Origin of the sequence: Flavobacterium sp. (assembly GCF_035456225.1) — a bacterium.
GTDB lineage: Bacteria > Bacteroidota > Bacteroidia > Flavobacteriales > Flavobacteriaceae > Flavobacterium.
Genome location: NZ_DATIDM010000050.1, coordinates 1 through 25,395 on the forward strand (window position 1 = coordinate 1; position 25,395 = coordinate 25,395).

General features: G+C 38.8%; 21 protein-coding genes, 2 tRNA genes and 1 pseudogene. 9 read left to right on the top strand and 15 right to left on the bottom strand.

What is annotated here, in order from left to right; translation table 11 throughout:
* From VLB74_RS02835 to VLB74_RS02875, 9 genes and pseudogenes are all read right to left on the bottom strand, one after another.
* A pseudogene (locus tag VLB74_RS02835) lies at window positions 1-332 on the bottom strand (hypothetical protein); the annotation flags it as partial.
* Between the two features lie 87 nt (window positions 333-419).
* A complete protein-coding gene (gene groL, locus VLB74_RS02840) occupies window positions 420-2,051 on the bottom strand; it encodes a chaperonin GroEL (protein ID WP_325201954.1) in 1,632 nt (543 codons plus the stop codon).
* 66 nt (window positions 2,052-2,117) lie between these two features.
* A complete protein-coding gene (locus VLB74_RS02845; protein ID WP_325201955.1) occupies window positions 2,118-2,393 on the bottom strand; it encodes a co-chaperone GroES in 276 nt (91 codons plus the stop codon).
* Between the two features lie 212 nt (window positions 2,394-2,605).
* Window positions 2,606-2,998, bottom strand: a complete 393-nt coding sequence (secG, locus tag VLB74_RS02850; protein WP_325201956.1) for a preprotein translocase subunit SecG — start codon at window positions 2,996-2,998, stop codon at window positions 2,606-2,608.
* Window positions 2,999-3,009: 11 nt separating this feature from the next.
* Window positions 3,010-3,918, bottom strand: coding sequence for a tetratricopeptide repeat protein (locus VLB74_RS02855; protein ID WP_325201957.1), 909 nt, complete (start codon window positions 3,916-3,918; stop codon window positions 3,010-3,012).
* 196 nt (window positions 3,919-4,114) lie between these two features.
* Window positions 4,115-4,618 (bottom strand): LptE family protein, encoded by a 504-nt coding sequence (locus VLB74_RS02860; protein ID WP_325201958.1) that lies wholly within the window; start codon window positions 4,616-4,618, stop codon window positions 4,115-4,117.
* Between the two features lie 22 nt (window positions 4,619-4,640).
* Entirely contained in the window at window positions 4,641-5,906 is a 1,266-nt protein-coding gene (locus tag VLB74_RS02865; protein ID WP_325201959.1) for a sigma-54 interaction domain-containing protein, read from the bottom strand.
* Window positions 5,907-5,951: 45 nt separating this feature from the next.
* Window positions 5,952-7,403 (bottom strand): tRNA (N6-isopentenyl adenosine(37)-C2)-methylthiotransferase MiaB, encoded by a 1,452-nt coding sequence (gene miaB / locus VLB74_RS02870; protein WP_325201960.1) that lies wholly within the window; start codon window positions 7,401-7,403, stop codon window positions 5,952-5,954.
* 197 nt (window positions 7,404-7,600) lie between these two features.
* A complete protein-coding gene (locus tag VLB74_RS02875) occupies window positions 7,601-9,169 on the bottom strand; it encodes a glycerol-3-phosphate dehydrogenase/oxidase (protein ID WP_325201961.1) in 1,569 nt (522 codons plus the stop codon).
* Between the two features lie 292 nt (window positions 9,170-9,461).
* On the opposite strand from VLB74_RS02875, the gene topA reads away from it, so the two are divergent.
* The 7 genes from topA (at window position 9,462) to VLB74_RS02910 (ending at window position 19,075) form a co-directional block, all read left to right on the top strand.
* Window positions 9,462-11,963, top strand: coding sequence for a type I DNA topoisomerase (gene topA, locus VLB74_RS02880; protein WP_325201962.1), 2,502 nt, complete (start codon window positions 9,462-9,464; stop codon window positions 11,961-11,963).
* Window positions 11,964-11,966: 3 nt separating this feature from the next.
* Window positions 11,967-13,115 (top strand): formimidoylglutamase, encoded by a 1,149-nt coding sequence (locus tag VLB74_RS02885; RefSeq protein WP_325201963.1) that lies wholly within the window; start codon window positions 11,967-11,969, stop codon window positions 13,113-13,115.
* Window positions 13,116-13,258: 143 nt separating this feature from the next.
* Window positions 13,259-14,662, top strand: a complete 1,404-nt coding sequence (porK, locus tag VLB74_RS02890) for a T9SS ring complex lipoprotein PorK/GldK (RefSeq protein ID WP_325201964.1) — start codon at window positions 13,259-13,261, stop codon at window positions 14,660-14,662.
* A gap of 55 nt (window positions 14,663-14,717) precedes the next feature.
* Window positions 14,718-15,353, top strand: a complete 636-nt coding sequence (gene porL, locus VLB74_RS02895; protein WP_325201965.1) for a type IX secretion system motor protein PorL/GldL — start codon at window positions 14,718-14,720, stop codon at window positions 15,351-15,353.
* Between the two features lie 42 nt (window positions 15,354-15,395).
* Complete coding sequence (gene porM / locus VLB74_RS02900; RefSeq protein ID WP_325201966.1) at window positions 15,396-16,940, top strand: type IX secretion system motor protein PorM/GldM; 1,545 nt, start codon at window positions 15,396-15,398, stop codon at window positions 16,938-16,940.
* A gap of 41 nt (window positions 16,941-16,981) precedes the next feature.
* A complete protein-coding gene (gene porN / locus VLB74_RS02905) occupies window positions 16,982-17,959 on the top strand; it encodes a type IX secretion system ring subunit PorN/GldN (protein WP_325201967.1) in 978 nt (325 codons plus the stop codon).
* Window positions 17,960-18,025: 66 nt separating this feature from the next.
* Window positions 18,026-19,075 (top strand): NAD(P)/FAD-dependent oxidoreductase, encoded by a 1,050-nt coding sequence (locus VLB74_RS02910; RefSeq protein ID WP_325201968.1) that lies wholly within the window; start codon window positions 18,026-18,028, stop codon window positions 19,073-19,075.
* Here the strand turns inward: VLB74_RS02910 and VLB74_RS02915 are convergent, their stop codons facing one another.
* Window positions 19,076-19,462: a DUF983 domain-containing protein gene (locus VLB74_RS02915; RefSeq protein WP_325201969.1), complete on the bottom strand. Its 387-nt coding sequence runs from the start codon at window positions 19,460-19,462 to the stop codon at window positions 19,076-19,078.
* A 65-nt stretch (window positions 19,463-19,527) separates the two neighbouring features.
* Between VLB74_RS02915 and VLB74_RS02920 the strand changes: the two genes are divergently transcribed.
* Entirely contained in the window at window positions 19,528-21,435 is a 1,908-nt protein-coding gene (locus VLB74_RS02920) for an ABC-F family ATP-binding cassette domain-containing protein (RefSeq protein ID WP_325201970.1), read from the top strand.
* 211 nt (window positions 21,436-21,646) lie between these two features.
* Here VLB74_RS02920 and VLB74_RS02925 read toward each other — a convergent pair whose 3' ends face one another.
* From VLB74_RS02925 to VLB74_RS02945, 5 genes are all read right to left on the bottom strand, one after another.
* Window positions 21,647-22,795, bottom strand: coding sequence for a GNAT family N-acetyltransferase (locus VLB74_RS02925; protein ID WP_325201971.1), 1,149 nt, complete (start codon window positions 22,793-22,795; stop codon window positions 21,647-21,649).
* Window positions 22,796-22,852: 57 nt separating this feature from the next.
* On the bottom strand, window positions 22,853-23,341 hold the full coding sequence (locus VLB74_RS02930; protein WP_325201972.1) for a DUF1761 domain-containing protein: 489 nt from the start codon (window positions 23,339-23,341) through the stop codon (window positions 22,853-22,855).
* Window positions 23,342-23,500: 159 nt separating this feature from the next.
* Window positions 23,501-23,953 (bottom strand): KTSC domain-containing protein, encoded by a 453-nt coding sequence (locus tag VLB74_RS02935; protein WP_325201973.1) that lies wholly within the window; start codon window positions 23,951-23,953, stop codon window positions 23,501-23,503.
* Window positions 23,954-24,081: 128 nt separating this feature from the next.
* Window positions 24,082-24,154: transfer RNA gene (locus tag VLB74_RS02940), tRNA-Met, on the bottom strand.
* Between the two features lie 32 nt (window positions 24,155-24,186).
* A tRNA-Met gene (locus VLB74_RS02945) sits at window positions 24,187-24,259 on the bottom strand.
* A 116-nt stretch (window positions 24,260-24,375) separates the two neighbouring features.
* On the opposite strand from VLB74_RS02945, the gene era reads away from it, so the two are divergent.
* Entirely contained in the window at window positions 24,376-25,260 is an 885-nt protein-coding gene (era, locus tag VLB74_RS02950; RefSeq protein WP_325201974.1) for a GTPase Era, read from the top strand.
* Window positions 25,261-25,395: the final 135 nt, after the last annotated feature.

Below are 25,395 nucleotides of genomic sequence, written 5' to 3' on the forward strand. Positions count from 1 at the left end.
ATGTTCCCTTCAAAGATACTGTTGTCTGCGAAAAAAAGATATGTTTTGATTTTTGTACCCTTTTCATCAATCAAATTGATGTGTACATTGGATGTAGGCAAATATGGTTTTTTGCTTTTCTTTTCGATGATATACCCCTTGAGCCAAATTTCATCTGAAGTCAGGTAAGTGTTTTTGTTCAGATGAAGGTGGATGTTTTCCCTATCCATCTTGAAATATTCCGTAAGGACCTCGCTGATTTTTTCGTTTCCTTGGCTTAGTTCAGCTTGAGAGAAAGCTAAAGTCTGAATAATCAGGGTAATAAGTAAAAAGATTGTTTTTTTTAATTTCATTATACGTGAAGTTAGAAGGGCAAAGATAAAAAAAAACTGTCTGAAGCGAAATTCAGACAGTTTTTTTGTGAGAAATGTTTTAGAAAATTACATCATTCCTGGCATTCCGCCTCCCATTGGCATTCCGCCTCCTGCATTTTCTTCTTTAATTTCTACTAAAGCACATTCTGTAGTTAAGATCATTCCTGCAACTGAAGCAGCATTTTCCAAAGCAACACGGGTTACTTTTTTAGGATCGATGATTCCTGCTTTTAGCATATCCACATACTCGTCGGTTTTTGCATTGTATCCGAAGTTGTCTTTGCCTTCAGCTACTTTTGCCACGACTACAGATCCTTCTAAACCTGCATTTTCAACGATGGTTCTTAATGGAGATTCCACAGCGCGGGATACGATTTGGATTCCGGTAGCTTCGTCTGCATTTTCTGCTTTGATTTTTTCTAATACCTTTTTTGCTCTCAATAAAGCAACACCTCCACCGGCAACAATACCTTCTTCAACCGCAGCACGGGTTGCATGTAAAGCGTCATCAACACGGTCTTTTTTCTCTTTCATTTCCACTTCTGAAGCAGCACCAACGTAAAGTACAGCTACACCTCCGGCCAACTTCGCCAAACGTTCCTGTAATTTCTCTTTGTCGTACTCGGAAGTAGAGGTTTCCATTTGCGCTTTGATTTGGTTTACACGGTTTTTAATCATTTCGTGATCACCATTTCCGCTTACAACTGTTGTATTGTCTTTGTCGATATTAACTCGTTTACAAGTTCCTAAAAGATCTAAAGTAGTGTGCTCTAAAGTAAAGCCTCTTTCTTCTGAAATTACAGTACCTCCGGTTAAGATGGCAATATCTTCCAACATCGCTTTTCTTCTGTCGCCAAAACCAGGAGCCTTAACTGCCGCGATTTTCAAAGCACCACGTAGTTTGTTAACTACCAGGGTAGACAATGCTTCACCGTCCACATCTTCAGCAATGATTAACAACGGTTTCCCGGATTGTGCCACCGGTTCTAATATTGGAAGTAGTTCTTTTAAAGAAGATACTTTTTTGTCGTATAATAAAATGTACGGATTTTCCAGTTCCGCTTCCATTTTTTCAGGGTTTGTTACGAAGTAAGGGGATAGGTATCCTCTGTCGAATTGCATTCCTTCCACAACATCTACGTAAGTATCGGTTCCTTTTGCTTCTTCAACGGTGATTACACCTTCTTTTCCAACTTTTCCGAAAGCCATGGCGATAAGTTCACCGATAACGTCGTCGTTGTTAGCGGAAATTGAAGCTACCTGTTTGATTTTGTCCGTAGAGCTTCCCACTTCTTTGGCTTGTTTTTGCAGGTCAGTAACAATAGCCTCCACAGCTTTGTCGATGCCGCGTTTTAAATCCATTGGATTAGCTCCGGCTGCAACGTTTTTCAATCCTTCTTTAACGATGGCTTGTGCCAAAACAGTTGCGGTAGTAGTTCCGTCTCCGGCTAAATCATTGGTTTTGGAAGCTACTTCTTTTACCATTTGCGCACCCATGTTTTCAAGAGTGTCTTTCAATTCAATCTCTTTTGCTACTGAAACACCGTCTTTGGTAACTGTCGGTGCTCCAAAAGATTTGCCGATGATTACGTTGCGTCCTTTTGGACCTAAAGTTACTTTTACTGCATTTGCCAATGCATCCACACCGCGTTTTAAACCGTCGCGTGCTTCAATATCAAATTTTATATCTTTTGCCATGTTTTATGTGTTTGTTGATTCGTTTCGTCAGTTTACTGACATTGATTTTTAATTTGTTATTTGGAATTAGATAATCGCAAGAATGTCGTCCTCACGCATGATAAGGTAGTCTTTACCGTCAAATTTCAAATCGGTTCCTGCATATTTTCCGTATAAAACAGTGTCACCTACCTTAACGGTCATGGTATGCTCTTTAGTCCCGTTTCCTACAGCAACTACCGTCCCTTTTTGAGGTTTTTCTTTAGCAGTATCCGGGATGAAGATTCCGGAAGCAGTTTGTGTTTCTGCTGCCATAGGTTCTACAAGAACGCGGTCTGAAAGTGGTCTGATGTTTAATGCCATAGCTGTTATTATTTATATATTATTAATTTTTATAGTTTACTTTTTTTAATCTGCTTTTTAGCCAATTGAAAAGGTTTATGAATTTTTGTTCAGTGTCAAAAATTTGACATGCTCATTTCAGAAATTATGCCAAGTACTTTTGACTGACAAATTTACCAAAAAAAAATGCCAGCACTGACAGGCTGGCATTTTAAAAAAGTATTTTCAGAAAATTATTTTTTAGCTTCTTCTGTTGCAGCAGCGGGTTGAGCAGCATCAGTAGTAGCCGGAGCTTCTTGTTTTGCAGCGTCCTGTGCAGCAGGTGCAGTTGCAGCTGGCGCAGGAGCCGGTGCCGGAGCAGTAGCGCTGTTGTCAATGATTTTTGAACCGTTGTCACTTAAATTTCCAGTAAAGCTTAAGCTTGACAATAAGATTAAAGCGATTAATAAACCAGCCAATGTCCAAGTACTTTTATCAAGGAAATCATTTGTTTTCTGAACCCCGCCCATCATTTGTGATCCTCCGATAGAAGAAGACAATCCTCCTCCTTTAGGATTTTGAACCATAACTACCACTACAAGTAAAAAACATACGATTGTGATTAACACTAAAAAAATTGAAAACATATTATAATTCTTTAATTATTATTTTGTTGTAAAAGTCTAATATCCGAAATACGGTCTGCAAAGAAACTACTTTTTTCCGGATATTTCAAAATTAATATTTCATAAGCTTGAATTGCTTTTTGATATTTTTTCTGTTCCAAATATACTTTGGCTAAAGTTTCCGTCATCAAGTAAGAGTTGTCCTGCGTGGATTTCTCAATATTTATAGGGGTTACAGGCGCATTTTTAACCGAAACAATTTTCGGATTGCTTTCTATAAATTTATCGATTAATTCCGATTTTTTCTTTTTTTCGTTGTCTGTTTCCGCATCCTGTGGCTCATTTTCCCGGTTAATCGGAGTAATTTTTGCCAATTGAAGCCATTCCTGGAACGAATGTTTTTCCTGAACAGAGAATTCCAGAGGTTTTCCTATTTCCAGTTTTTCTTCCAGTGATTTAGGTTTTTCTTCTTCAGAAGAAACAGGTTGGGGTTGAATATTTTCCGAAGAAACTGGTTCTGTCGGTGCTGGTTCGGCTGCTGTTTCGGGTTCGGCAATCTGGATGGAGGTAAGGATCGATTGTTCCAAAGGGTTTACTTTTGGCCTAACCTCGATTGCTTGCGGAACTACAATTTTATATTGGTTGACGATAATTTCATTGATGGCCGTTTCTTTTTCTTCTAAAAAAGCTTTATGGATGGATGTGAAATTTTCAGAAGTGATAAATTCAAATAAAACACTTCGGTCAGTGGTATAAGCGGCTGTTTTTTTTAATTCCTGATTGTAACGAAAACTCTTCTGATTGTGAAGCCCTTTCAAATGAATGGCCCTAGCCGACTGGAAATAAGGAAATTCATTCAAAACTGTTTCCAGCTCGATGGTTTGCCTTCCGGTTAAAGAATCGGGTTTGGAAATAAGGTATGTTAAATCGTTTACGTTCAAGTGTTCAGTGTTCAGTGTTCAGTGTTCAGTGTTCAGTGTTCAGTGTTCAGTGTTCAGTGTTCAGTGTTCAGTGTTCAGTGTTCAGTGTTCAGTGTTCAGTGTTCAGTGTTCAGTGTTCAGTGTTCAGTGTTCAGTGAAATCAGGACTTTAAAGATACTTAAAACTGCAAACTAATTACTGAATACAGACAACTTTTTTACCATTTTGCCAGCGAGGCGTTAAATATGTCTTGTGTAATCCTTTCAAAAATAAAGTCCAGTGTTTCTGTTAGTCTGGATCCTACCAATTGTTCATTTGCAGGGAAGTCCCGGTAAAATGAAAATGGTTTTTCGAAATCATCATCCGGATTCTTTTTATTTGTAAAACGTACATTTACCGTGATGGTCAATCGGTTTTGCGCTGCCTGCTGATCAGCTGTTGCTGTCATCGGGGTGATTCGGTATTCTCTGATTTCACCCTCGTAAACTAAATCACCACCTGAACTTGTCAAATTAAGATTGGTTTGGTTTTGGATTAAGTCCTGAAGAGCTATTGTGAAAGTACGCTCGATTCCAGGTTCAATTAAAGCCGCATTGTTTTGAAAATAGTTTACCTGAAAGGTTTTGGCATCAATTTTTCCGGTCCCTGTAAAGTTGTAAACCGAACAGCTGCTGAAAAAAAACAGTGTGGCAACAGCAATGATATATTGTAAATGTTTCATCTGATTTTAAAATCCAAATATATTATAAATCGAATTGTTTTATTTTGCGATACAATGTTCTTTCCGAAATCCCCAATTCATCGGCAGCGGCTTTTCGTTTTCCTTTGTTTCGCTCCAAAGCCTTTTTGATGAGTTCGATTTCTTTTTCGTCCAGTCGGAGTGAATCTTCTTCTTCCACGGTTTCGGCAAAAAGATAATTCTGATCATCATCGTCATCTACAAATTCTTCCTGAAGATTTTGATTCTGCACCGGAAAGGCTGTCAACGAAGGCTCTTCAAAAGGGACTTCGGTTTCTTCTTTTTGTCCGTAAATGCGTTGGATGAGATTTTTGTTGGTTTCCTGAACATTTTTGGCATTGCCGCTCTGCATAAGTTCCAAAGTCAGTTTCTTCAAATCGTTCAGGTCACTTTTCATGTCGAAAAGAATTTTGTACAAAATCTCACGTTCCGAACTGAAATCACTTTCCGATTTTTTAGTACCGATTACCGATGGCAGATTGCTTCCTTCTGTTGGTAAATAGGATTGCAGGGTAGTCAGCGTAATGTCTCGATTGGTTTCCAAAACCGATATCTGTTCCGCGGCATTTCGTAACTGGCGGATATTTCCTCCCCAACGGTATTTTGTCAGGTATTGTATGGCATTGTCGTCCAGTTTGATGGGAGGCATTTTGTACTTGTGTGCGAAATCCGAAGCAAATTTTCGGAACAATAAATGAATATCGTCTTTTCTTTCGCGTAGTGGAGGTAGCATAATCTCCACCGTGCTTAAACGATAGTATAAGTCTTCACGGAATTTTCCTTTTTCGATGGCATCAAACATGTTAACGTTGGTAGCAGCCACGATGCGTACATTGGTTTTCTGTACCTGCGAAGAACCAACTTTAATAAATTCACCGTTTTCCAAAACACGCAATAAGCGCACTTGTGTGGTTAACGGCAATTCCCCCACTTCATCCAAAAAGATAGTTCCACCATCCGCAACTTCAAAATAACCTTCGCGGGTTCCGGTTGCTCCGGTAAATGATCCTTTTTCGTGTCCGAACAATTCACTGTCGATGGTTCCTTCGGGAATGGCTCCACAGTTCACGGCTATGTATTTTCCGTGTTTACGGTGCGAAAGGGAATGTATTATTTTCGGAATACTTTCTTTACCCACACCACTTTCTCCGGTAACCAATACCGAAATGTCGGTAGGGGCGACCTGAATGGCTTTTTCAATCGCACGGTTGAGCTTCGGGTCGTTCCCGATGATCTCAAATCGCTGTTTTATGGCTTGAACTGATTCCATGTATCGTTGCGAGCTTGCAAAGCAATCTCAATTTATTAAACTGTTTTAGTTTTGCATTTCACTGTATCCGATCGCTTCTCCGATAAGGGTAGCTGTAGTACAGTCGGCTACTTTTACCAGTACAAAATCACCGGGTTTGTAATTGCCTTTCGGGAAAACCGTCACTACGTTTTCAGAATTTCTTCCGCTCCAGTGCGCATCCGATCTTTTTGATTCTTTTTCGACCAAAACTTCAACAGTTTGGTTTAAGAAACGCGAAGTTCTTCTGTGGCTTAATTCCTGCTGTAGGTCAACAACTTCCTGTAAACGACGTTTTTTAACTTCTTCCGGAACATCGTCTTCCATTTTTCGGGCAGCCAAAGTCCCAGGTCTTTCTGAATAGGCAAACATGTATCCGAAGTCGTATTCAACATACTCCATCAAACTTAAAGTATCCTGGTGGTCTTCTTCAGTTTCGGTTGGGAAACCGGTAATCATATCCTGTGAAATCGAACATCCCGGAATAATTGCCTTGATTTTATCCACCAAAGCCATATATTCTTCGCGGGTATGCTGACGGTTCATTTCCTGTAATATACGTGTACTTCCCGATTGTACCGGTAAGTGAATGTAGTTGCAGATATTATGATGTTTTGCGATAACGTGCAATACTTCTTCATGCATGTCCTGCGGATTCGAAGTCGAGAAACGGAAACGCATTTTCGGGAACTGTTCGGCACACATGTCTAATAACTGTGCAAAATCCACTGCCGTTGCTTTTTGCATTTCAGTGGCTTTGTCATAATCCTTTTTCAGTCCGCCTCCATACCAAAGGTAACTGTCTACGTTCTGACCCAAAAGCGTAATTTCTTTAAAGCCTCTTTCCCATAAATCTTTGATTTCCTCCAAAATGGATTGCGGTTCACGGCTGCGTTCACGACCGCGTGTAAACGGTACTACGCAGAATGTGCACATATTGTCGCATCCTCGGGTGATTGAAACAAAGGCATTGATACCGTTACTTTGTAAGCGTACCGGTGAAATGTCACCATAGGTTTCGTCTTTCGATAAAATTACGTTGATGGCATCGCGGCCTTCTTCCACTTCTTTCAAAAGATTCGGCAGATCTTTGTAGGCGTCAGGTCCGACAACCATGTCTACGATTTTTTCTTCTTCAAGGAACTGGCTTTTCAAACGTTCGGCCATACAACCTAAAACGCCCACTTTCATACCCGGATTGATACTGCGTTTTACGGCATTGTATTTTTCCAGACGTTTGCGAACGGTTTGTTCCGCTTTATCGCGAATCGAACAGGTGTTCACCAAAACCAAATCGGCTTCTTCCAGATTTTGGGTGGTGTTGTAACCTTGTTCGGTTAATATGGAAGCTACGATTTCACTGTCCGAAAAATTCATCGCACAACCGTAACTTTCAATAAAAAGTTTTTTAGTATTCTCTTCTTTTTGTTCTAAAACCAGGCTCGTACCTTGTTTTTTCTCATCAATTTCCTTTTCCATAAAGCACTTAAAAGTGTAAAATCTATGGGCAAAGATAGTACTAAATTTTATTTTCTGACAAGATGGCAGATTTGTTTAACAAAAGTTTTGGGAGCTTGCTTGTTGATTGGGTTTTGGTATTGGTTTTAATGAGATGAATTGGCTTCGTTTCCGATGAAAAATGGCTCTTAACAGGCAAATATATTTTGATAAATGCTTTAATCAAGGAGATAACCCTGTGCGACTTTTTTGAAATCGGCAATTTGTTTTTGTTTCCAGTCGGTGCCTTTATTTAATTCTCTTGATAAGAGACTTGCAACTTTTTCGCTGCATTCTATGGCTGCCCGGGCGTCTAAAAAAAGTAATCGTAAGCGTCTTGCTAAAATATCTTCCACTGTTCGAGCCATTTCGTTTCGGATGGCCCAAACCACTTCGGATAGTGTGTATGGGTAATTGTGGTGTAGTTTTTCTTTTAAGGCAGGTTCGTTTTCCTGTAATTTTAAAAGTTCCGGAGTATCAGTACCATAAACAGACAAGTGGTTTTTTCGTTCAGATTCCGTTACGGTTGTGTGGCCGTGAATCGCAATGTTTCGGGTTTTACATTCGGCTTTGGGTAAATCGTGAATTTCAATCACTTTGTCCACTACATCTTCGGCAATTTTACGATATGTCGTCCATTTACCGCCGATAACAGAAATTAAACCGGAGTCAGAAACAATAATCTGATGGTTTCGCGATATTTCTTTCGGGTTTTTCCCTTCTTTTTTAGGTAGAGCCAAAGGCCTTAATCCTGCAAAAACCGATAAGACATCGCTTCGTTGTGGTTTTTTTGTCAAAAAATTTTGAGCCGTTTCCAGTATGAAATTGATTTCTGTTTCTAAAGGTTTTGGCTCTAAACTTGGTTCGTCAACCGGAGTGTCGGTTGTACCAACAATTAGTTTATCGTGCCAGGGTACCATAAAAAGCACTCTTCCGTCACGCGTTTTCGGAATTAAAAGTGCATTTTCACTAGGCAAGAATGATTTGTCAAAAACCAGATGAATTCCCTGGCTGGGGATAACAAACTTTTTGTTTTTTGAACTGTCCAGACTCATGATAGCATTCGTAAATACCCCGGTCGCATTGATTACAGCTTTGCCTTTTAGTGTATATTTTTCCTCCGTTTCCTGATCTTCTGTTATAATGCCGGAAATTTGATTGTCTTTGGTTTTTAGTATTTGGACGGCTTTGACGTAATTTAAAAGACAGGCGCCTTTTTCAATGGCGGTCCGGGCAAGATTTATGGCGAAAAGCGCATCGTCAAACTGACCATCATGGTAAATAATGCCGCCTTGTAATCCTTCTTGTGCTATTGTCGGTAATAATTCGATTGTTTTCTCTTTGGATATCGATTGGGAACTGCCGAAACTGGTGCTGCCGGCGAGCAAGTCGTATATTTTTAAACCCGTGGAGAAATAATAGCCATTCAGGCGATTGTATACCGGAATGACGAAGGATTGACTTTTTACCAAATGGCCGGCATTTTTTAACATCAGTTCTCTTTCTTTTAAAGCTTCCCGTATTAGAGCAATATCTAGTTGTTCTAAGTAGCGAATCCCTCCATGCGCTAATTTTGTGCTCCTGCTGGAAGTGCCTTTGGCGAAATCAATGGCTTCAACCAGAACTGTTTTGTAGCCTCTACTTGCGGAATCGAGCGCAATCCCCAATCCGGATGCACCGCCACCTATAATAATGACGTCCCATTCTGGAGTTTGTTTTAATTTGGATAATTGCTCCTCTCGATTCATTAAGAAGTTTTTAATTGTTTTGTGTTTTGCTCTGTTAACAAATTAGACATTTGAAATGTGATATGCAATGAAATAGGAAGAAATATTTTTCAGCTTTTAAAATCGTAAAAAAGGTATTATATATAGGTATAACTTTTGTTTTTTTATTATCTGTGAATTAGTTCCGAATTTTTTTTATTGTATAAAGGATAATCTTTATCGGAGCTTTTAATCGACAAAATTTGCTTTTAAAATTTGCAAAAACGCAATATTTAAAAAAATCCTATACTTTTGCGGCATAAATAAAAAGTAGATGGCAAAGAATTTAGTGATCGTTGAGTCACCGGCAAAGGCGAAAACCATAGAGAAGTTTTTAGGAAGCGAGTTTCAGGTTGAGTCCAGTTACGGGCATATCGCCGACTTACCCTCGAAGGAAATTGGTGTGGATGTGGAGAATGGGTTTAAACCGAAATATGAAGTTTCTCCGGATAAAAAAGCCTTGGTGAGTAAATTGAAAACGTTATCTAAAGCTGCCGATATGGTTTGGTTGGCTTCCGATGAAGACCGCGAGGGAGAGGCTATTTCATGGCACTTGGCGGAAGAATTGAAATTGGATCCAAAAAAAACCAAACGTATCGTTTTTCACGAAATCACAAAATCAGCCATTCAGAAGGCAATCGAAAATCCTAGAGGAATCGATTATAATTTGGTTAATGCACAACAGGCGAGAAGGGTTTTGGATCGTTTGGTGGGTTATGAATTGTCACCGGTTTTATGGCGTAAGATCAAAGGAGGATTGTCGGCCGGTCGTGTGCAATCGGTATCTGTCCGATTGATTGTGGAACGTGAGCGTGAAATCCAAAACTTTAAGGCAGTAGCTTCTTATTCGGTAGTAGCAGAATTTACAAATGAAGCAGGAAGAGCATTTAAAGCAAAATTGCCAAAAAACTTCAATACAAAAAAAGAAGCCGAAGATTTTCTGAATAAGAATATCGGTTCTATATATAAGGTAGCGGATTTGGAAACAAAACCTACCAAAAAATCACCTACGGCTCCTTTTACGACATCAACTTTGCAACAGGAAGCTGCCCGTAAATTGTATTTGCCGGTTGGAGTTACCATGCAGTTAGCGCAACGTTTGTATGAGGCAGGACTTATCACTTATATGAGAACGGACAGTGTGAATCTTTCCAAGGAAGCGATGGATGCGGCTCAAGCGGAAATAATTGCGTCTTACGGGAAAGAATTCTCCAAACCGAGAACGTTTGCCAACAAGAGTAAAGGCGCACAAGAAGCACACGAGGCGATTCGTCCGACAGACATGACACGTCATACGGTGAATATTGATCGCGATCAGGCACGTTTATATGACTTGATCTGGAAAAGAACTTTAGCGTCTCAAATGAGTGATGCCGAATTGGAACGTACCAATGTTAAAATCGAAGCCAATAACCACGGAGAACTTTTTATGGCAACCGGAGAGGTAATCAAATTTGAAGGGTTTCTGAAGGTGTATCTCGAAGGTCATGATGACGATGAAGAAGAACAGGAAGGAATGTTGCCGGCTATGAAAGTAAACGAGCGACTTCAAAATAATTATATCACGGCGACCGAAAGATATTCGCGTCCTGCCGCACGTTACACGGAAGCTTCTTTGGTTAAGAAGTTGGAGGAGTTAGGAATTGGACGTCCATCAACGTATGCACCAACGATTTCTACTATTATCAACCGTCATTATGTGGAGAAAGGGAATCTGGAAGGTCAGGAGCGAAACTATACGCAATTGACACTGCAGTCCGGAAAAGTAGGAGAGAAATCGCTGAAAGAAAATACCGGTTCAGATAAAGGGAAATTGGTGCCAACAGATATAGGAACCATCGTAACTGACTTTTTGGTTAAGAATTTCGAGACCATTTTGGATTATAATTTCACGGCAAAAGTGGAACAGGATTTTGACGAAATCGCTGAAGGGAACATCGAATGGGCTAAAATGATGAACGATTTTTACAATCATTTCCATCCGACCGTTAAAAATGTGGAAGAAAATGCCGAAAGAGAAAGCGGTGAGCGTATTTTAGGGACAGATCCGAAAACCGGAAAACAGGTGAGTGTTCGTTTGGGCAAATTCGGTCCGATGGCACAAATTGGAGAGGCTGATGACGAGAACAAACAATTCGCAAGTTTGCGTACCGAGCAGAATATTGGGAATATCACTTTGGAAGAAGCGCTGAATTTGTTTTTGCTTCCAAAAGTATTGGGTGCGTATATAGGAGAAGAAGTTGAAGTGAGTAATGGGCGTTTCGGTCCGTATGTACGTCACGGAAGTGTTTTTATTTCTTTACCGAAAGGGGAAGATCCGCTAGATGTTACCATGGGAAGAGCACAGGAGCTGATTGATGAGAAGGCGAAAGCCGATGCGCCAATCGCTACCTATAAGAATGAGCCGGTTCAGAAAGGTGTTGGGCGTTTTGGGCCTTTCATTAAATGGAATGGTTTGTTTATCAATGTGAGCAAGAAATATAATTTTGATAAACTTTCACAATCGGATGTGGAAGAGTTGATTGAAGAAAAATTGCAAAAAAATATCGATAAGGTTATTCATAATTGGGAAGCCGAAGGAATAGTGGTGGAAAAAGCACGATGGGGTCGTTCGGTAATCATCAAAGGGAAAATTAAAATCGAATTGAGTAAAGATGTGGATGCTGCGGCAATGACGTTGGAACAGGTGAAGGAATTGATTGAGAAGAAAGCACCGGCGAAGAAAACTGCAGCAAAAAAGACAACAACTAAAAAAGCACCTGCTAAAAAGAAATAAATTATGGTATTTGATTTTTTTCAGCCACTTGATTCTGATTTTTTTGAATTTGTTCAGGGTTTGAGCAGTCAGGCTTTGGGTAAAAAAGTTGTGTTTCATTCGGAAACCGAATTTCCGGTTATTGAAAAAGCCGCGATTGCAATTATTGGGGTGTCGGATAACCGTGGTTCAGGAGAAGGGAATTATGATGTTGATTTGAATCATATCCGCAAAGAATTTTACAGTCTGTATCCCGGAAATTGGGAATCACAGGTTGTTGATTTAGGAAATATTGTTCCGGGAAATGCATTGGAAGATACCTATTATGTGTTGAAAAATGCGGTAGCCTATTTAATAAAGAATAAGGTTGTGCCGGTTGTTATCGGAGGATCCCAGGATTTGACGTATGCCATGTATCGTGCGTATGATCAGCTGGAACAAATGGTTAATGTAGTTTCTGTGGACAGTAAATTCGATTTTGCAAAGGAAAGCGGAGTGCCGGCAAATTCTTTTTTGTCCAGCATGATTGTAGAAGAGCCTTCTAATTTGTTTAACTATAGTAATATAGGGTATCAAACGTACTTCAATTCGCAGGAAGAAATCGATTTGATAGAGAAATTGTATTTTGATGCTTACCGCTTGGGTGAAATTTGTAATAATTCGGCCATTGCGGAACCCGTTTTTAGAGATGCAGACCTAGTTTCAGTGGATTTGACTTCAGTAAAATCTGCAGATTCAGGAAATTTTGTGAAATTTAATCCCAATGGATTCAATGGAAAAGAAATTTGTGTACTTTCGCGCTACTCCGGAATAAGCGATAAAGTAACCTCGTTTGGAGTTTTTAATCATAATGGTTCTGAAGCTGAATCCGTATTGGTAGCACAGGTTCTTTGGTATTTTATAGAAGGGTTTCATTATCGTTCCAAAGAGTATCCTTTTGGAGATAAAGAAGATTACCTGAAATATATAGTACCGCTTGAGGATGAAGAGTTGATTTTCTTTAAGAGCGATAAAACCGAACGTTGGTGGATTGAAATACCTTTTTTATCGGGTATTAACAATAAATTAAGAAGAAGTACGTTATTACCATGCACCTATGAGGATTATTTAGGTGCGATAGGTCAGGAAATCCCTGAAAGATGGTGGAAAGCGCAGAAGAAAAATTTAGTATAAGTAGAAAGAAATGCGATAAGCCTTGTCAGTTTTATGACGATTTGTTTTTTTTTAAGTTTTTTTAGATAAAAAAATTGTTTTTTAAAAAATAAATAAATAGGTTTACGCCCTTAAAATTGTATATATAATTAACCCAGATTTATATGAAGAAGTTCATAGCATTTACAGCACTTGTTTCATTGTTCTTTAGTAGCTGTCATAAAAACGACAGAGGAGAGCTAGTAGGAGTTAAAGGAAGAAAATGGCATCCAGAGAAGCCATTTGGAATGACTTTGGTTCCTGGAGGTGCATTTATTATGGGAAAATCAGATGATGATTTAGCTAATGTTCAGGATGCTCCCACAAAAACGGTTACCGTACGTTCATTTTATATGGATGAAACGGAGATTACAAATAGTGAGTACCGTCAGTTTGTGGAATGGGTAAAAGATTCAGTTACCAGAACAAGATTGGCTATACTTGCTGATGAACAAGGTATGAAACCTGGTGGAGGAAACGGAAAAACCGGAGGAAGTATCGGTGATTTCGCATTTAAAGATCAGGATCCTGCAAAAATGTCTGCGTATGATAAATATATGTATGAGAACTATTATAGTGTTGGGACTGATGAAGATCCTTATGCTGGAAGACGTTTGAACAGAAAAGTAAAATTGCATAATGATGTTCAGAAATATCCGGATGAGCATTATGTAGAGGTGATGGATTCATTGTATTTGCCGGCTACAGAGTCTTATAATGGTTTAAGAACATTTGATGTGTCTAAATTGAAGTTCCGTTATTCTTGGATGGATATTCAGGCAGCTGCAAAAGATAAAACTGTTGGAAGCAGCAGAACTAAAAGAAGTAAATACATCAAAACTGAAAACATCCAGATTTATCCTGATACAACAGTTTGGATCAAAGATTTCGCATATTCTTACAACGAGCCAATGCATAATGATTATTTCTGGCACCAGGCTTACGGTGAATATCCTGTAGTGGGTGTTTCTTGGAAGCAGGCTAAAGCGTTTTGTGCTTGGAGAACAATGAATAAGAATTCATACATCAAAAAGAAAAAAGGAAGAGATCAGGTGAATTCATTCCGTTTGCCAACAGAGGCAGAGTGGGAGTATTCCGCTAGAGGAGGTTTAGAATCAGGTACATATCCTTGGGGAGGTCCTTATGCTAAAAATGACAGAGGTTGTTTCTTGGCTAACTTTAAACCAAACCGTGGAGATTACGCTGCGGACGGTGCGTTGTACACTGTGGAGGCTAAATCTTACGAGCCAAATGAGTATCATTTGTATAACATGGCTGGTAACGTGGCTGAATGGACGGATTCGTCTTATGATCCTGCAGCTTATGAGTATGTTTCTACAATGAACCCGAACGTTCCGGATTTGTCTAACATGCGTAAAGTAACACGTGGTGGTTCTTGGAAAGATGTTGCTTATTTCTTGCAGGTAAGTACACGTGATTATGAATATGCTGACTCTGCTAGATCTTATATTGGATTCAGAACAGTTCAGGATTACATGGGTACAAGTAACACTAAAACTCAAAAATAATTTTAAAAAATTAACCAATTTTTATATTAACTTAACTAACTAAAATTTATTTATTATGGCATTAATTCCAAAAAAAGTAATGAGTTTCGCCTACGGTATGGGGGCAGCAGTAGTAATCATCGGAGCATTATTTAAAATTATGCACTGGCCAGGAGCGGGTACATTCCTTATCATTGGTTTGGGAACAGAGGCGCTTATCTTCGGTTTATCAGCTTTCGAAACTGAAACAGAATTAGATTGGACTTTAGTTTACCCAGAATTAGCTGGAGGTGAAGCAAAAAAGAAAGATGCTAAAAAAGTAGAAAACCCTACTGAAGCTCAAGGTTTGTTATCTCAAAAATTAGATAACATGTTGAAAGAAGCCAAAATTGACGGTGAGTTAATGGCAAGTTTAGGAAACAGCATTAAAAATTTCGAAGGTGCTGCTAAAAACATGGCTCCTACAGTTGATGCTATCGCTTCTCAAAAGAAATATGCTGACGAAATGGGCTTAGCTGCTACTCAGCTAGAGACTTTGAACGGTATGTATAAAGTACAGTTAGAGAGTGCTACTCGCAATGCTGAAATCAACCAAGAAGTTGCTGAAAACAACTTAAAATTAAAAGATCAAATGCAATCTTTGACTGCAAATTTATCTTCATTAAATAATGTATATGGCGGAATGCTTTCTGCAATGAGTAACAGAGGCTAATTAGTTTCAAAATCATTAACTTTTTTAAAAACTAATTAGAAAATGGCAGGAGGAAAATTAAGTCCTAGACAGAAGATGATTAACCTAATGTACTTGGTTTTCATCGCGATGTTGGCATTGAATATGTCAAAAGAAGTATTATCAGCTTTTGGTTTGATGAACGAAAAGTTCGACACTTCTAATCTTACAACTTCAGAATATAACAAAAAAATGTTAACGTTCTTAGAAGCTAAAGCAGGGGAAGATCCATTGAAGTTTAAAACTCCTAACGATCAGGCTCAGCAAGTTTCTAAATTATCTGGAGATTTTTTCAGTTATATAGAGGCTTTGAAAAAAGATATCTCTGCAGGTTATGAGGTAGACGAAAAAACAGGAAAACTACCTTACGAAGCAATGGATAAAGGTGATAAAGTTGACGAAGCTTGGTTCCAAGGTGACGGATATTCTACAAAAGGAAAAGAAGTTGTTGGAAAAATCGACAAATTTGTTGCTGACATGAAAACGGTTTTCGGAAAAGATGTTAAATTCCAACCAATTATCAAAGAATTGGAAACGAAATTTAATACTGCTGACGTTAAAGACCGTGAAGGTGTTACAAAAAAATACTTAGATTACCACTACAAAGGTTTCCCGGCTATTGCGTCTTTAACTAAATTGACTGCAATGCAAAATGATATCAAGACTATGGAGTCTGGTGTTTACAACGTTTTGATGGGTAACACGTTTAAAGAAGCTGCTTCAATGAAAAATTTTCAAGCAATTGTAGCTCTTGATAAAAACGTTTATTTCCAAGGAGAACAAGTAACAGGTAAAGTAGTATTAGGTAAATATGATGCTAACACAAAACCAACTTCATTCCAAGGTCCTGGTAAAATTGAGAACGGTCAAGCGGTTATCTCAATGACGGCTGGAGGTATTGGTGAGCAGCAGTTTGGTGGTACTTTTACATTCTTAGAAGATGGGAAAAACATTCCATTGAAATTCGAAGGAAAATATGTAGTTGTACCAAGACCTAATTCAGCAAACATCTCTGCAGACAAAATGAACGTAGTATATAGAGGTTTACCTAACCCAATGACTATTTCATTTGCAGGTATCTCTGAAGATAAAGTTACTGCTTCAGCGCCAGGTTTAACATCTTCTGGAAAAGGTAAATACAACTTAAATCCAGGTTCTGGTACAGAAGTTACTGTTACAGCTACTGGAAAAATGTCTGACGGTAAAACAGTTTCTGACAAGAAAGTATTCCGTATCAAGAACATCCCACCTCCTTTCGGTGCGATTGGTGGAACGACTGGAGCTAATTCAGGAGCTAAGTCTAGATTGGAAGTTTCTCAAATTTCTGCAATTTTGCCAGATTTCTTGTATGACTTGAACTTCCAAGTAACTCAGTTTACGTTCAAGGCACCAGGACAGGCTGCGGTTATTGTACAAGGAGACCGAGTTAACGCTGCTTGTAAAGCGGCAATGGCTAAAGCAGGAAGAGGTGATGTTATTGTTATCACAGATATCAAAACTAAAATTGTTGGTGTAACAGCTAACGTCATGACTGGTAAAACAGCACCGGTTACATACGAAATAAAATAATCATTTAAGTACAGTAACTTAAATAACTTTAATTTTAGAACATGAAATTGAGAAACTTTTTAGTAGTATTTTTTGCAGTTGCAGGAAGTTATACAACATTCGCACAGTCTAACTTGTTGAATGCTAAAACTCCGGCTGAAATAGGGAAGAAAACTGCTGCGCAAATGAATGCCGATAACGATAAACCGCTACCTTACGGGTATGTGCACGATCGTGATATCTTAATGGGTAAAGCAATCTGGGAAGTCATAGATCTTGACGAAAGAGTTAACTTTCCATTGTATTATCCTATTGATTCGGTAAACATTGGTAGCGACAGACGTTCTCTGTTTGATGTTCTTTTAAAAGGTATTAAAAGCGGTAAAATTACGGAAGTATATACTGATGACTACTTTAATACCAAGAAGACATTAAAAGATATGGCTTCTTCTTTCACTTACATTGATACTACTCAGGCAGGTCGTGATGAAATCAACACTTATTATGACGACTATTTCCCGAAACCAAAAACTGTAAAGAAAAAAGTTGATGGAAGATGGGTAACAGAAACTGTTCCTGGTACTCCAACAAAGACTTTGGATCTACAGTATATCGATAAGAGAGAATTGACTGGAATTGATATTTCAGGTTATAAAATTAAAGGATACTGGTACTTTGATAAGAGACAAGGTGAATTGAAATACAGAATGTTGGGTATTTGTCCAGTGGCTCCGGAAGCGAGAGAAATTGGAAATGAAAATGCTGACGTTATCGAATTGTTTTGGGTATATTTCCCTTCAATCCGAGATGAGTTACATGAAGCCAAAGCTTTCAATGATAAGAATTCAGCTATGCCGCTTACTTTTGATCACTTGTTAAATGCACGTCGTTTCAGCGCTGTGATTTACAAAGAAGAGAATGTATACGGAGATAGAAAAATCGAGGACTACATGAAAGAAAACTCTCAGATGCAATTATTGGAATCTGAGCGTGTAAAAGAAAAAATCCGCAACTTCGAACAGGATATGTGGAACTACTAGTAGTAAATTCTTTTTAATTATATAAAAACTCTCACCATAACGGTGAGAGTTTTTTATTTTTGTACTATGATAGATTATTTAATTGTTGGCTCCGGAATAGCCGGAATTTGTTTTGCAGAAACGCTGCTTCAAAATGGGAAGTCTTTTCTTGTAGTTGAAGATTTCTCTTCCTCATCGTCTAAAGTGGCTGGAGGATTATATAACCCTGTCATTTTGAAACGTTTCAGCCAGGTATGGCAGGCGAAACAGCAATTGGAGTACGGACTTCCTTTTTATGCTAAAATTGAAGAACGCCTAAAGGTAACCTTCGATCATAAAATACCGGTTTATCGAAAATTTGCTTCAATTGAAGAGCAGAACAATTGGTTTCAGGCAGCTGATAAACCCACGCTTTCCCCTTTTCTTTCCACCAGGATTATTCAAAAAGACTATAAATCGATTTCGTCTGAATTCGGATTTGGTGAAGTACTGCATACAGGATACGTCGACACGGCTGTTTTTATTAATTCTTATACAGCATACCTCGAAATAAGCAATTTGTTCTTAAATGAAACTTTCGATTATTCTGAAATAACGTTTCTAGATGATGCCGTAAAGTATAAAGACATAGTAGCGAAACATATCATCTTTGCCGAGGGGTTCGGATTGCAGCATAACCCTTATTTTAATCAATTGCCTTTAGATGGAACCAAAGGTGAGTTGCTAATTATAAAAGCACCCGAATTAAATCTGGATGTAGTTTTGAAATCCAGTATTTTTATTCTTCCGATTGGGAATGATTTGTTCAAAGTGGGTGCTACCTATAACTGGGATGACAAAACCGATACGCCAACAGAAGAAGGAAAACAGGAATTGATAAATGGTCTGAAAGAATTAATAGATTGCGATTTCGAAATCGTTGAACATTTTGCAGGTGTTCGTCCAACTGTAAATGACCGTCGTCCATTAGTTGGAACCCATGCAGATTTCGACAGGTTACACATTCTCAACGGTCTTGGGACCCGTGGAGTAATGCTGGGGCCTTTTTTAGCCAGGGAATTGTTCAATCATGTCGAAAATCAAGCACCGTTAGACATGCAAATCGACATCAAACGATTTGATAGAAAGAAAAAATAATTAAGGTTTATTTTTCCAGTTTTTGTCGTAATGGATGAAAATATTGATCCAAATGTTTCTTGACAATCGCATGATCACTGGCATAAAGCCGATTAGGGTTGCAATGATGGAAATAAAAGAGATTTTTAGATTGGCACCTAAAAATAAATGACTGATGACAAAAGCAGCCACTCCAAACGCAATTCCAACGCCATAGCTTACATACATCGCCCCATAAAAAAAGGAAGGCTCAATTTTATAACGTGTTCCGCAATGGCTACAGGTCTCATGCATTTTTAAGGTATTAGACAAGTGATAGGGGTTTTTGTCAGAATACATACTTTCTTCCTGACATTTAGGACAACTTCCTGTTAAAATGCTGTTTAATTTGGATCCTTTTTTTAACATTTGCAAAAAATTTAGGTAAAGGTAATTCTTTTGTAGATTTACCTTGGTAACATTAGTACTATATTATGCTTAATATTCACAATTTATCGGTTTCTTTCGGAGGTACATATCTGTTTGAAGAAGTGACTTTTCGTCTGGGTGCCGGAGACAGAGTAGGTTTGGTTGGAAAGAACGGAGCCGGGAAATCAACCATGCTAAAAATTTTGTCTCGTGATTTGCAGCCGGATTCCGGAAGTATTGCTACAGAAAAAGAAGTGAAAATTGGCTTCCTGCGTCAGGATATTGATTTTGTAAAAGGAAGAACGGTTTTGGAAGAAGCCTATCAGGCCTTTGAAGAAATCAAAAATGCCGAATTAAAAATCGACGAAATCAACCATCAGTTGGCCACAAGAACCGATTATGAAAGTGCTGAATATTCTGAACTGATTGAGCAATTAGGTGATGTTACCCATCATTATGAAATTTTAGGCGGATATAATTACGTTGGGGAAACAGAAAAAATCCTGTTAGGATTGGGTTTCAAACGTGAAGAATTCAATAATCAGACCGATACATTCTCGGGAGGTTGGCGAATGCGTATCGAATTGGCCAAACTATTGCTTCAAAGCAACGATATATTATTGCTGGATGAGCCCACCAACCACCTGGATATCGAAAGTATCATCTGGCTGGAGAGTTTCCTTCGAACGTTTCCGGGCGTAGTGGTAATTGTTTCCCATGATAAAATGTTTCTGGATAATGTAACCAACCGAACAATCGAAATCTCATTGGGTAAAGCTTACGATTTCAATAAGCCGTATACGGAATATTTGGTGTTACGTCAGGAAATCCGCGAAAAGCAATTGGCAACCCAAAAAAATCAAGCCAAAAAAATAGAAGAAACAGAAAAGCTTATCGAAAAATTCCGTGCCAAAGCATCAAAAGCTTCAATGGCACAATCCTTAATCAAAAAATTGGATAAGGTGGAACGCATTGAAGTGGATGAAGACGATAATTCGGTAATGAACATTTCCTTTCCGGTTTCCATTACGCCTGGACGTGTTGTGGTGGAAGCCGAGCATGTAACCAAAGCTTATGGCGAGAAAACTATTTTAAAGGATATTAATCTGTTGGTGGAGCGCGGAAGTAAAATCGCTTTCGTAGGTCAGAACGGACAGGGGAAATCCACTTTTATGAAAGCCATCGTAAATGAATTCGAATTCGGCGGAAGCATAAAATTAGGACATAACGTTCAGTTGGGTTACTTCGCCCAAAACCAGGCGGAATATCTGGATGGTGAAAAAACCCTGCTTGATACGATGATTGAAGCTGCAACCGACACGAACCGTTCCAAAGTACGCGACATGTTGGGTGCTTTCCTTTTCCGCGGCGACGATGTAGAGAAAAAGGTGAAAGTGCTTTCCGGAGGCGAACGAAACCGTTTGGCGTTGTGCCGATTGCTTTTACAGCCTATCAACGTGCTTGTAATGGACGAGCCGACCAACCACTTGGATATAAAGTCTAAAAACGTCTTAAAAGCTGCTTTACAGCAATACGAAGGAACGTTGTTGCTGGTATCTCACGACCGTGATTTTCTTCAGGGAATGTCTAATATCGTGTATGAATTCAAAGATCAGAAGATAAGGGAATATTTGGGCGACATCAATTTCTTTCTGGAACAACGCAAAATGGAAAACATGCGCGAGGTAGAGAAGAAGGATGTAGTGGTGAAGGAAACCCCTAAAGAAAACAAATCGCTTTCTTACGACGAACAGAAAAAGAACAAATCCCTGCAAAACCGCTTGAGCAAAATTGAAAGCCAGATACAGCAGTTGGAAAAAAACATACAGCATGACGACAAGGCTTTGGCCGATAATTACGACAAACATGCCGGTGATGCTAATTTCTTTGCGGCCTACGAAAAGAAAAAGAAAGAATTGGATCAGTTGCTGGAAGATTGGGAAAACGTCCAAATGGAGCTGGAAACTTTGTAAAATAGTCAGGAGCGAATGGCTTGGGAGGATAGTAAACCATTTTCCCGCTGTCCGCTCTATCTTTTTTTTGCCATTGGTTAAAGCCAAAAAAAGGATGCCGCTCCCATCGGGGCTGGTTAATCACTTGGGGCATTCTTTGAGCATTTTCCTTATCTCTTATCTCTTGTCTCTTGTCTCTTGTCTCTTTCATCTCTTACATAAGGACCCAAAATCATTTAAACGGATTCCGTTCCTGCCAAATCGTTTCCGGTTCGAGTGATTTGAAAATCTTCCCTGCAAAACGGTTAATCAGTGGATTCGAGTGCTGAATAAAACCAACCATTTCATAAGGTTTAGCGCCTACAGAACTTTTGATTTCCAAAGCCGTTCGAGCAAAAGTTATTCCCTTGTATTGTTTTTTAATCGAATAGTTGATCATATCGTAAAGCATGTTCAGATAGACCATCATTTCTCGTTGGTGTTCTTCGTCGTAGCCTAAAAAATAGGTGTCGATAACATTCCCGTTTTTAATCAATGTGTTGAATCCGATTAGTTTACCCTCCAGAAAATAGCCGTAAAAAAGGAAGTTATGGCCTAATTGATTTTTGAGTTCGTAAAAATGGTTTTCCGATAAAAAAAACGTGTTGAAAGGAGCGTTTTTGGCAACATTGTAATAAAGTGCATTGAGGGTTGTGTTGTATTGCTTAATTTCTGCCAGGCTCATTTTTCGTTTTTCAACACCGTCCAGTTTTTTATGGGCTCTTTTGTATTGGTCCCGGTATTTCTTACTTAATGCACCAACATAATCTTCCTCGGTTTTCCAGTTGTCGGCTATCGAAAAAATCATGTTGGGTTGTGTAGTGAACTTGTAAAAAGATTGAAATTCCGAAGCTTCTAAAATATCATTCTCGTGGGTGAAAAAATCTTTAAAGGTGGTCAGGTGAATTTTTTTGCCTTTTTTCTTAAATCGGGATTGAAGTTCCTCTGCCGCTTTGTGAAGTAAGGTGATGCCTTTTTTAGTGTCCAGTTCTTTTGAGAAAATAAAAGCGTTTTGTCCTGTAAGCATGTTGTTTCCCATGAATAAAACGTGGGAAGTGAAGTTTCGGAATACAAAATTACGAATCGAGGTTTTGATACAATTGTCTCGTTCCCCAAAAGAATCCACCAGATTCAGATCCAGAAACTGGGAAAGGGCGATACCTATCAGTTCACCATCATTAAACAACCCGATATAATGGCAAGTCATGTTCTTTGGAGCAGACTCGTCCAATGCTTTCAGGTAATCAGTCGAAAGGAAAATATTGGAAACAGCAAGTGAGTTCCAAGAATCCGGAAGTTCTGTTGCTGAAGAATATATTTTATAATGGTAAGACTGTTTCATAAAGACAAAATCGCCCTACAAATGTAGAGCGATTGCGCTATAATAAAATGTTAATTTTTATTTCCATCCGCAGATGATTGCCCCCATTATGGTTAAGGATACAATCCAATAGCCGGCGTTAATCAGGATGTATTTCCATGATTTTTGCTCGAACAAAGAGTTGATTGCTGTGATCGGTAATGCTAAAAATAATCCCGACATAAATCCGTGAAGAGCTCCGTGTTGGTACGAACGGAAAGCGTCTCCGTAATCGGCCATGAAAGCTGCATACGAAGGCTTGGCTGAAGCAATGAATTCAGGTCCGCCAACCATTCCTAAAGCGCCCATTTGGTGTATTACCAAAGCAGGAACCACAAAGGCAAGCATTAGCGAATAAAAAATGGTCAGACCGAAAATTTTAAGCATGTTGCCTTGTTTGGCTTTTTCTTCTGTCATTCCGGTTTCTTTCATCCAGATTGTTCCGAAAACTTTAGGGTTGTACCATACAAATCCGACAAGCAAAGTGATTAATGAGGCAACCAGTACCGCTAAAAAGTTAAATTCCATATTTTTTGTTTTTGGTTATTTTCAAATTTAGGAAAAAAAAGACAAATTAAAAAAGCGCTTTAGGAAGATTGATTGACGATGAGGGGTGGTGTTCGGTTGTTCGTAAAAAAGAAAACCACCAACTCTCGTTGATGGTCTTGGTATATTGTGAAGATGAATTTACTCTGCAGCAACTAATTTACTTGCGCTTCTATAGGTGAATTCATTAAAGATATGACGCTTTGCAAAACGGTTCGGAGATTCGGCATTAATCATTTTGATGTAGGTGTTTTTTGGAACACCGAAATACTCAAACTGATTACCATCCAGGAAACTGATGTATAAAACCCCATTGTCCATGTAGAATTCCAAAATGTTGGATGTAGTGGTGGTTTTTGTGTATTCTTCCTTGTCTTTTTCAAGGGTTTCCGGTGCGATGCTCACTAAAAAGTGATACGCTTCAATAATTTGCTTGCTTCTTTCTTCAGCAGCCAAACGTTCAACAGGATCAGCAATAGTGTCCGGATGATCTTCCTTCATACTGTTTCTGTAAATCGTTTTCAGTTCCTTTAATGTTGCAGTTTTTGTAACATCAAGTAATTTTCGGTACTCGGCAATTTTTTTTGTGTTCATGTGTAAAAAATAAAAGCGATTCTTTTGTGAAACGTTTTGATTAACAGTAGTATAAATCTTAAAATGTAAGAAATAAACAACTTCAGTTAATTTAAAAAAAAAGAGAACCAAAATGATTCTCTTCTTAGTAGCGGGAACAGGACTCGAACCTGTGACCTTCGGGTTATGAGCCCGACGAGCTGCCTACTGCTCTATCCCGCGATGTACGGTTTGTATTCTCAATATTTTCTTAGTAGCGGGAACAGGACTCGAACCTGTGACCTTCGGGTTATGAGCCCGACGAGCTGCCTACTGCTCTATCCCGCGATGTTTCGAGTGCAAAGGTACACCGAAATTTGATACATACAACAAAAAGATAAAAAAACTTTAAAATTTCTTCTATTCGCTGGTTATGACTACCTTTGTAGGCTAAATTTTTTACTATGTCACACAAAGCAGGTTTTGTAAACATCATCGGAAATCCAAATGTTGGAAAGTCGACACTAATGAATGCTTTCGTAGGAGAACGCCTTTCAATCATTACATCTAAGGCGCAAACCACACGTCACCGTATTCTTGGTATCGTGAATGGAGAGGATTTTCAGGTATTGTTTTCAGATACACCGGGAATCATCAAACCGGCCTATGAATTGCAGAATTCGATGATGGATTTTGTTAAATCGGCTTTTGAAGATGCCGACGTTTTGGTGTACATGGTGGAAGTAGGAGAAAAGGAACTGAAAGATGAAGCTTTTTTCAATAAAATCATACATTCTAAAATTCCTGTTTTGTTATTGCTGAATAAGATCGACAAATCCAATCAGGAACAACTGGAAGAACAGGTAAACCTGTGGAAAGAAAAGGTGCCTAATGCGGAACTTTTCCCGATTTCGGCCTTGGAAAATTTTAATGTTACAGAAGTATTTAACCGAATTCTTGAATTGCTTCCGGAGTCACCGGCCTATTATCCGAAAGATGCTTTAACTGACAAACCGGAGCGTTTCTTCGTAAATGAAACCATCCGCGAGAAAATCCTTTTGCATTACGATAAGGAAATACCGTATGCAGTGGAAATCGAAACGGAAGAATTTATCGAAGACGAGGATATCATCCGAATTAAATCGGTAATCATGGTGGAGCGCGATACGCAGAAAGGAATTATCATCGGGCACAAAGGATCGGCGATAAAAAGAGTAGGGATAGAAGCCCGTCAGGATTTGGAGAAATTCTTTGGGAAACAGATTCACATCGAAATGTTTGTGAAAGTGAACAAAGACTGGAGAAGTAACGCGTATCAGTTGCGCCGTTTCGGATACAATCAGAAATAAGAAAATTAGAGAATAGAGTCGAGAGATAAGAGACAAGATGTTGGAATTCATTTGAATTTCGTCTCTTAAATTATAAAAGCGTACTTTTGCGCAAAATTTAATAGAAATGAACAATATCGTAGCCATTGTAGGAAG

What these genes read in the sequence shown, in the direction of transcription:
- groL (WP_325201954.1), bottom strand. Translation starts at nt 2,051, where the DNA reads ATGGCAAAAGATATAAAATTTGATATTGAAGCACGCGACGGTTTAAAA.
- VLB74_RS02845 (WP_325201955.1), bottom strand. Translation starts at nt 2,393, where the DNA reads ATGGCATTAAACATCAGACCACTTTCAGACCGCGTTCTTGTAGAACCT.
- secG (WP_325201956.1), bottom strand. Translation starts at nt 2,998, where the DNA reads ATGTTTTCAATTTTTTTAGTGTTAATCACAATCGTATGTTTTTTACTT.
- VLB74_RS02860 (WP_325201958.1), bottom strand. Translation starts at nt 4,618, where the DNA reads ATGAAACATTTACAATATATCATTGCTGTTGCCACACTGTTTTTTTTC.
- VLB74_RS02865 (WP_325201959.1), bottom strand. Translation starts at nt 5,906, where the DNA reads ATGGAATCAGTTCAAGCCATAAAACAGCGATTTGAGATCATCGGGAAC.
- miaB (WP_325201960.1), bottom strand. Translation starts at nt 7,403, where the DNA reads ATGGAAAAGGAAATTGATGAGAAAAAACAAGGTACGAGCCTGGTTTTA.
- VLB74_RS02875 (WP_325201961.1), bottom strand. Translation starts at nt 9,169, where the DNA reads ATGAATCGAGAGGAGCAATTATCCAAATTAAAACAAACTCCAGAATGG.
- topA (WP_325201962.1), top strand. Translation starts at nt 9,462, where the DNA reads ATGGCAAAGAATTTAGTGATCGTTGAGTCACCGGCAAAGGCGAAAACC.
- VLB74_RS02885 (WP_325201963.1), top strand. Translation starts at nt 11,967, where the DNA reads ATGGTATTTGATTTTTTTCAGCCACTTGATTCTGATTTTTTTGAATTT.
- porK (WP_325201964.1), top strand. Translation starts at nt 13,259, where the DNA reads ATGAAGAAGTTCATAGCATTTACAGCACTTGTTTCATTGTTCTTTAGT.
- porL (WP_325201965.1), top strand. Translation starts at nt 14,718, where the DNA reads ATGGCATTAATTCCAAAAAAAGTAATGAGTTTCGCCTACGGTATGGGG.
- porM (WP_325201966.1), top strand. Translation starts at nt 15,396, where the DNA reads ATGGCAGGAGGAAAATTAAGTCCTAGACAGAAGATGATTAACCTAATG.
- porN (WP_325201967.1), top strand. Translation starts at nt 16,982, where the DNA reads ATGAAATTGAGAAACTTTTTAGTAGTATTTTTTGCAGTTGCAGGAAGT.
- VLB74_RS02910 (WP_325201968.1), top strand. Translation starts at nt 18,026, where the DNA reads ATGATAGATTATTTAATTGTTGGCTCCGGAATAGCCGGAATTTGTTTT.
- VLB74_RS02915 (WP_325201969.1), bottom strand. Translation starts at nt 19,462, where the DNA reads ATGTTAAAAAAAGGATCCAAATTAAACAGCATTTTAACAGGAAGTTGT.
- VLB74_RS02920 (WP_325201970.1), top strand. Translation starts at nt 19,528, where the DNA reads ATGCTTAATATTCACAATTTATCGGTTTCTTTCGGAGGTACATATCTG.
- VLB74_RS02925 (WP_325201971.1), bottom strand. Translation starts at nt 22,795, where the DNA reads ATGAAACAGTCTTACCATTATAAAATATATTCTTCAGCAACAGAACTT.
- VLB74_RS02930 (WP_325201972.1), bottom strand. Translation starts at nt 23,341, where the DNA reads ATGGAATTTAACTTTTTAGCGGTACTGGTTGCCTCATTAATCACTTTG.
- VLB74_RS02935 (WP_325201973.1), bottom strand. Translation starts at nt 23,953, where the DNA reads ATGAACACAAAAAAAATTGCCGAGTACCGAAAATTACTTGATGTTACA.
- era (WP_325201974.1), top strand. Translation starts at nt 24,376, where the DNA reads ATGTCACACAAAGCAGGTTTTGTAAACATCATCGGAAATCCAAATGTT.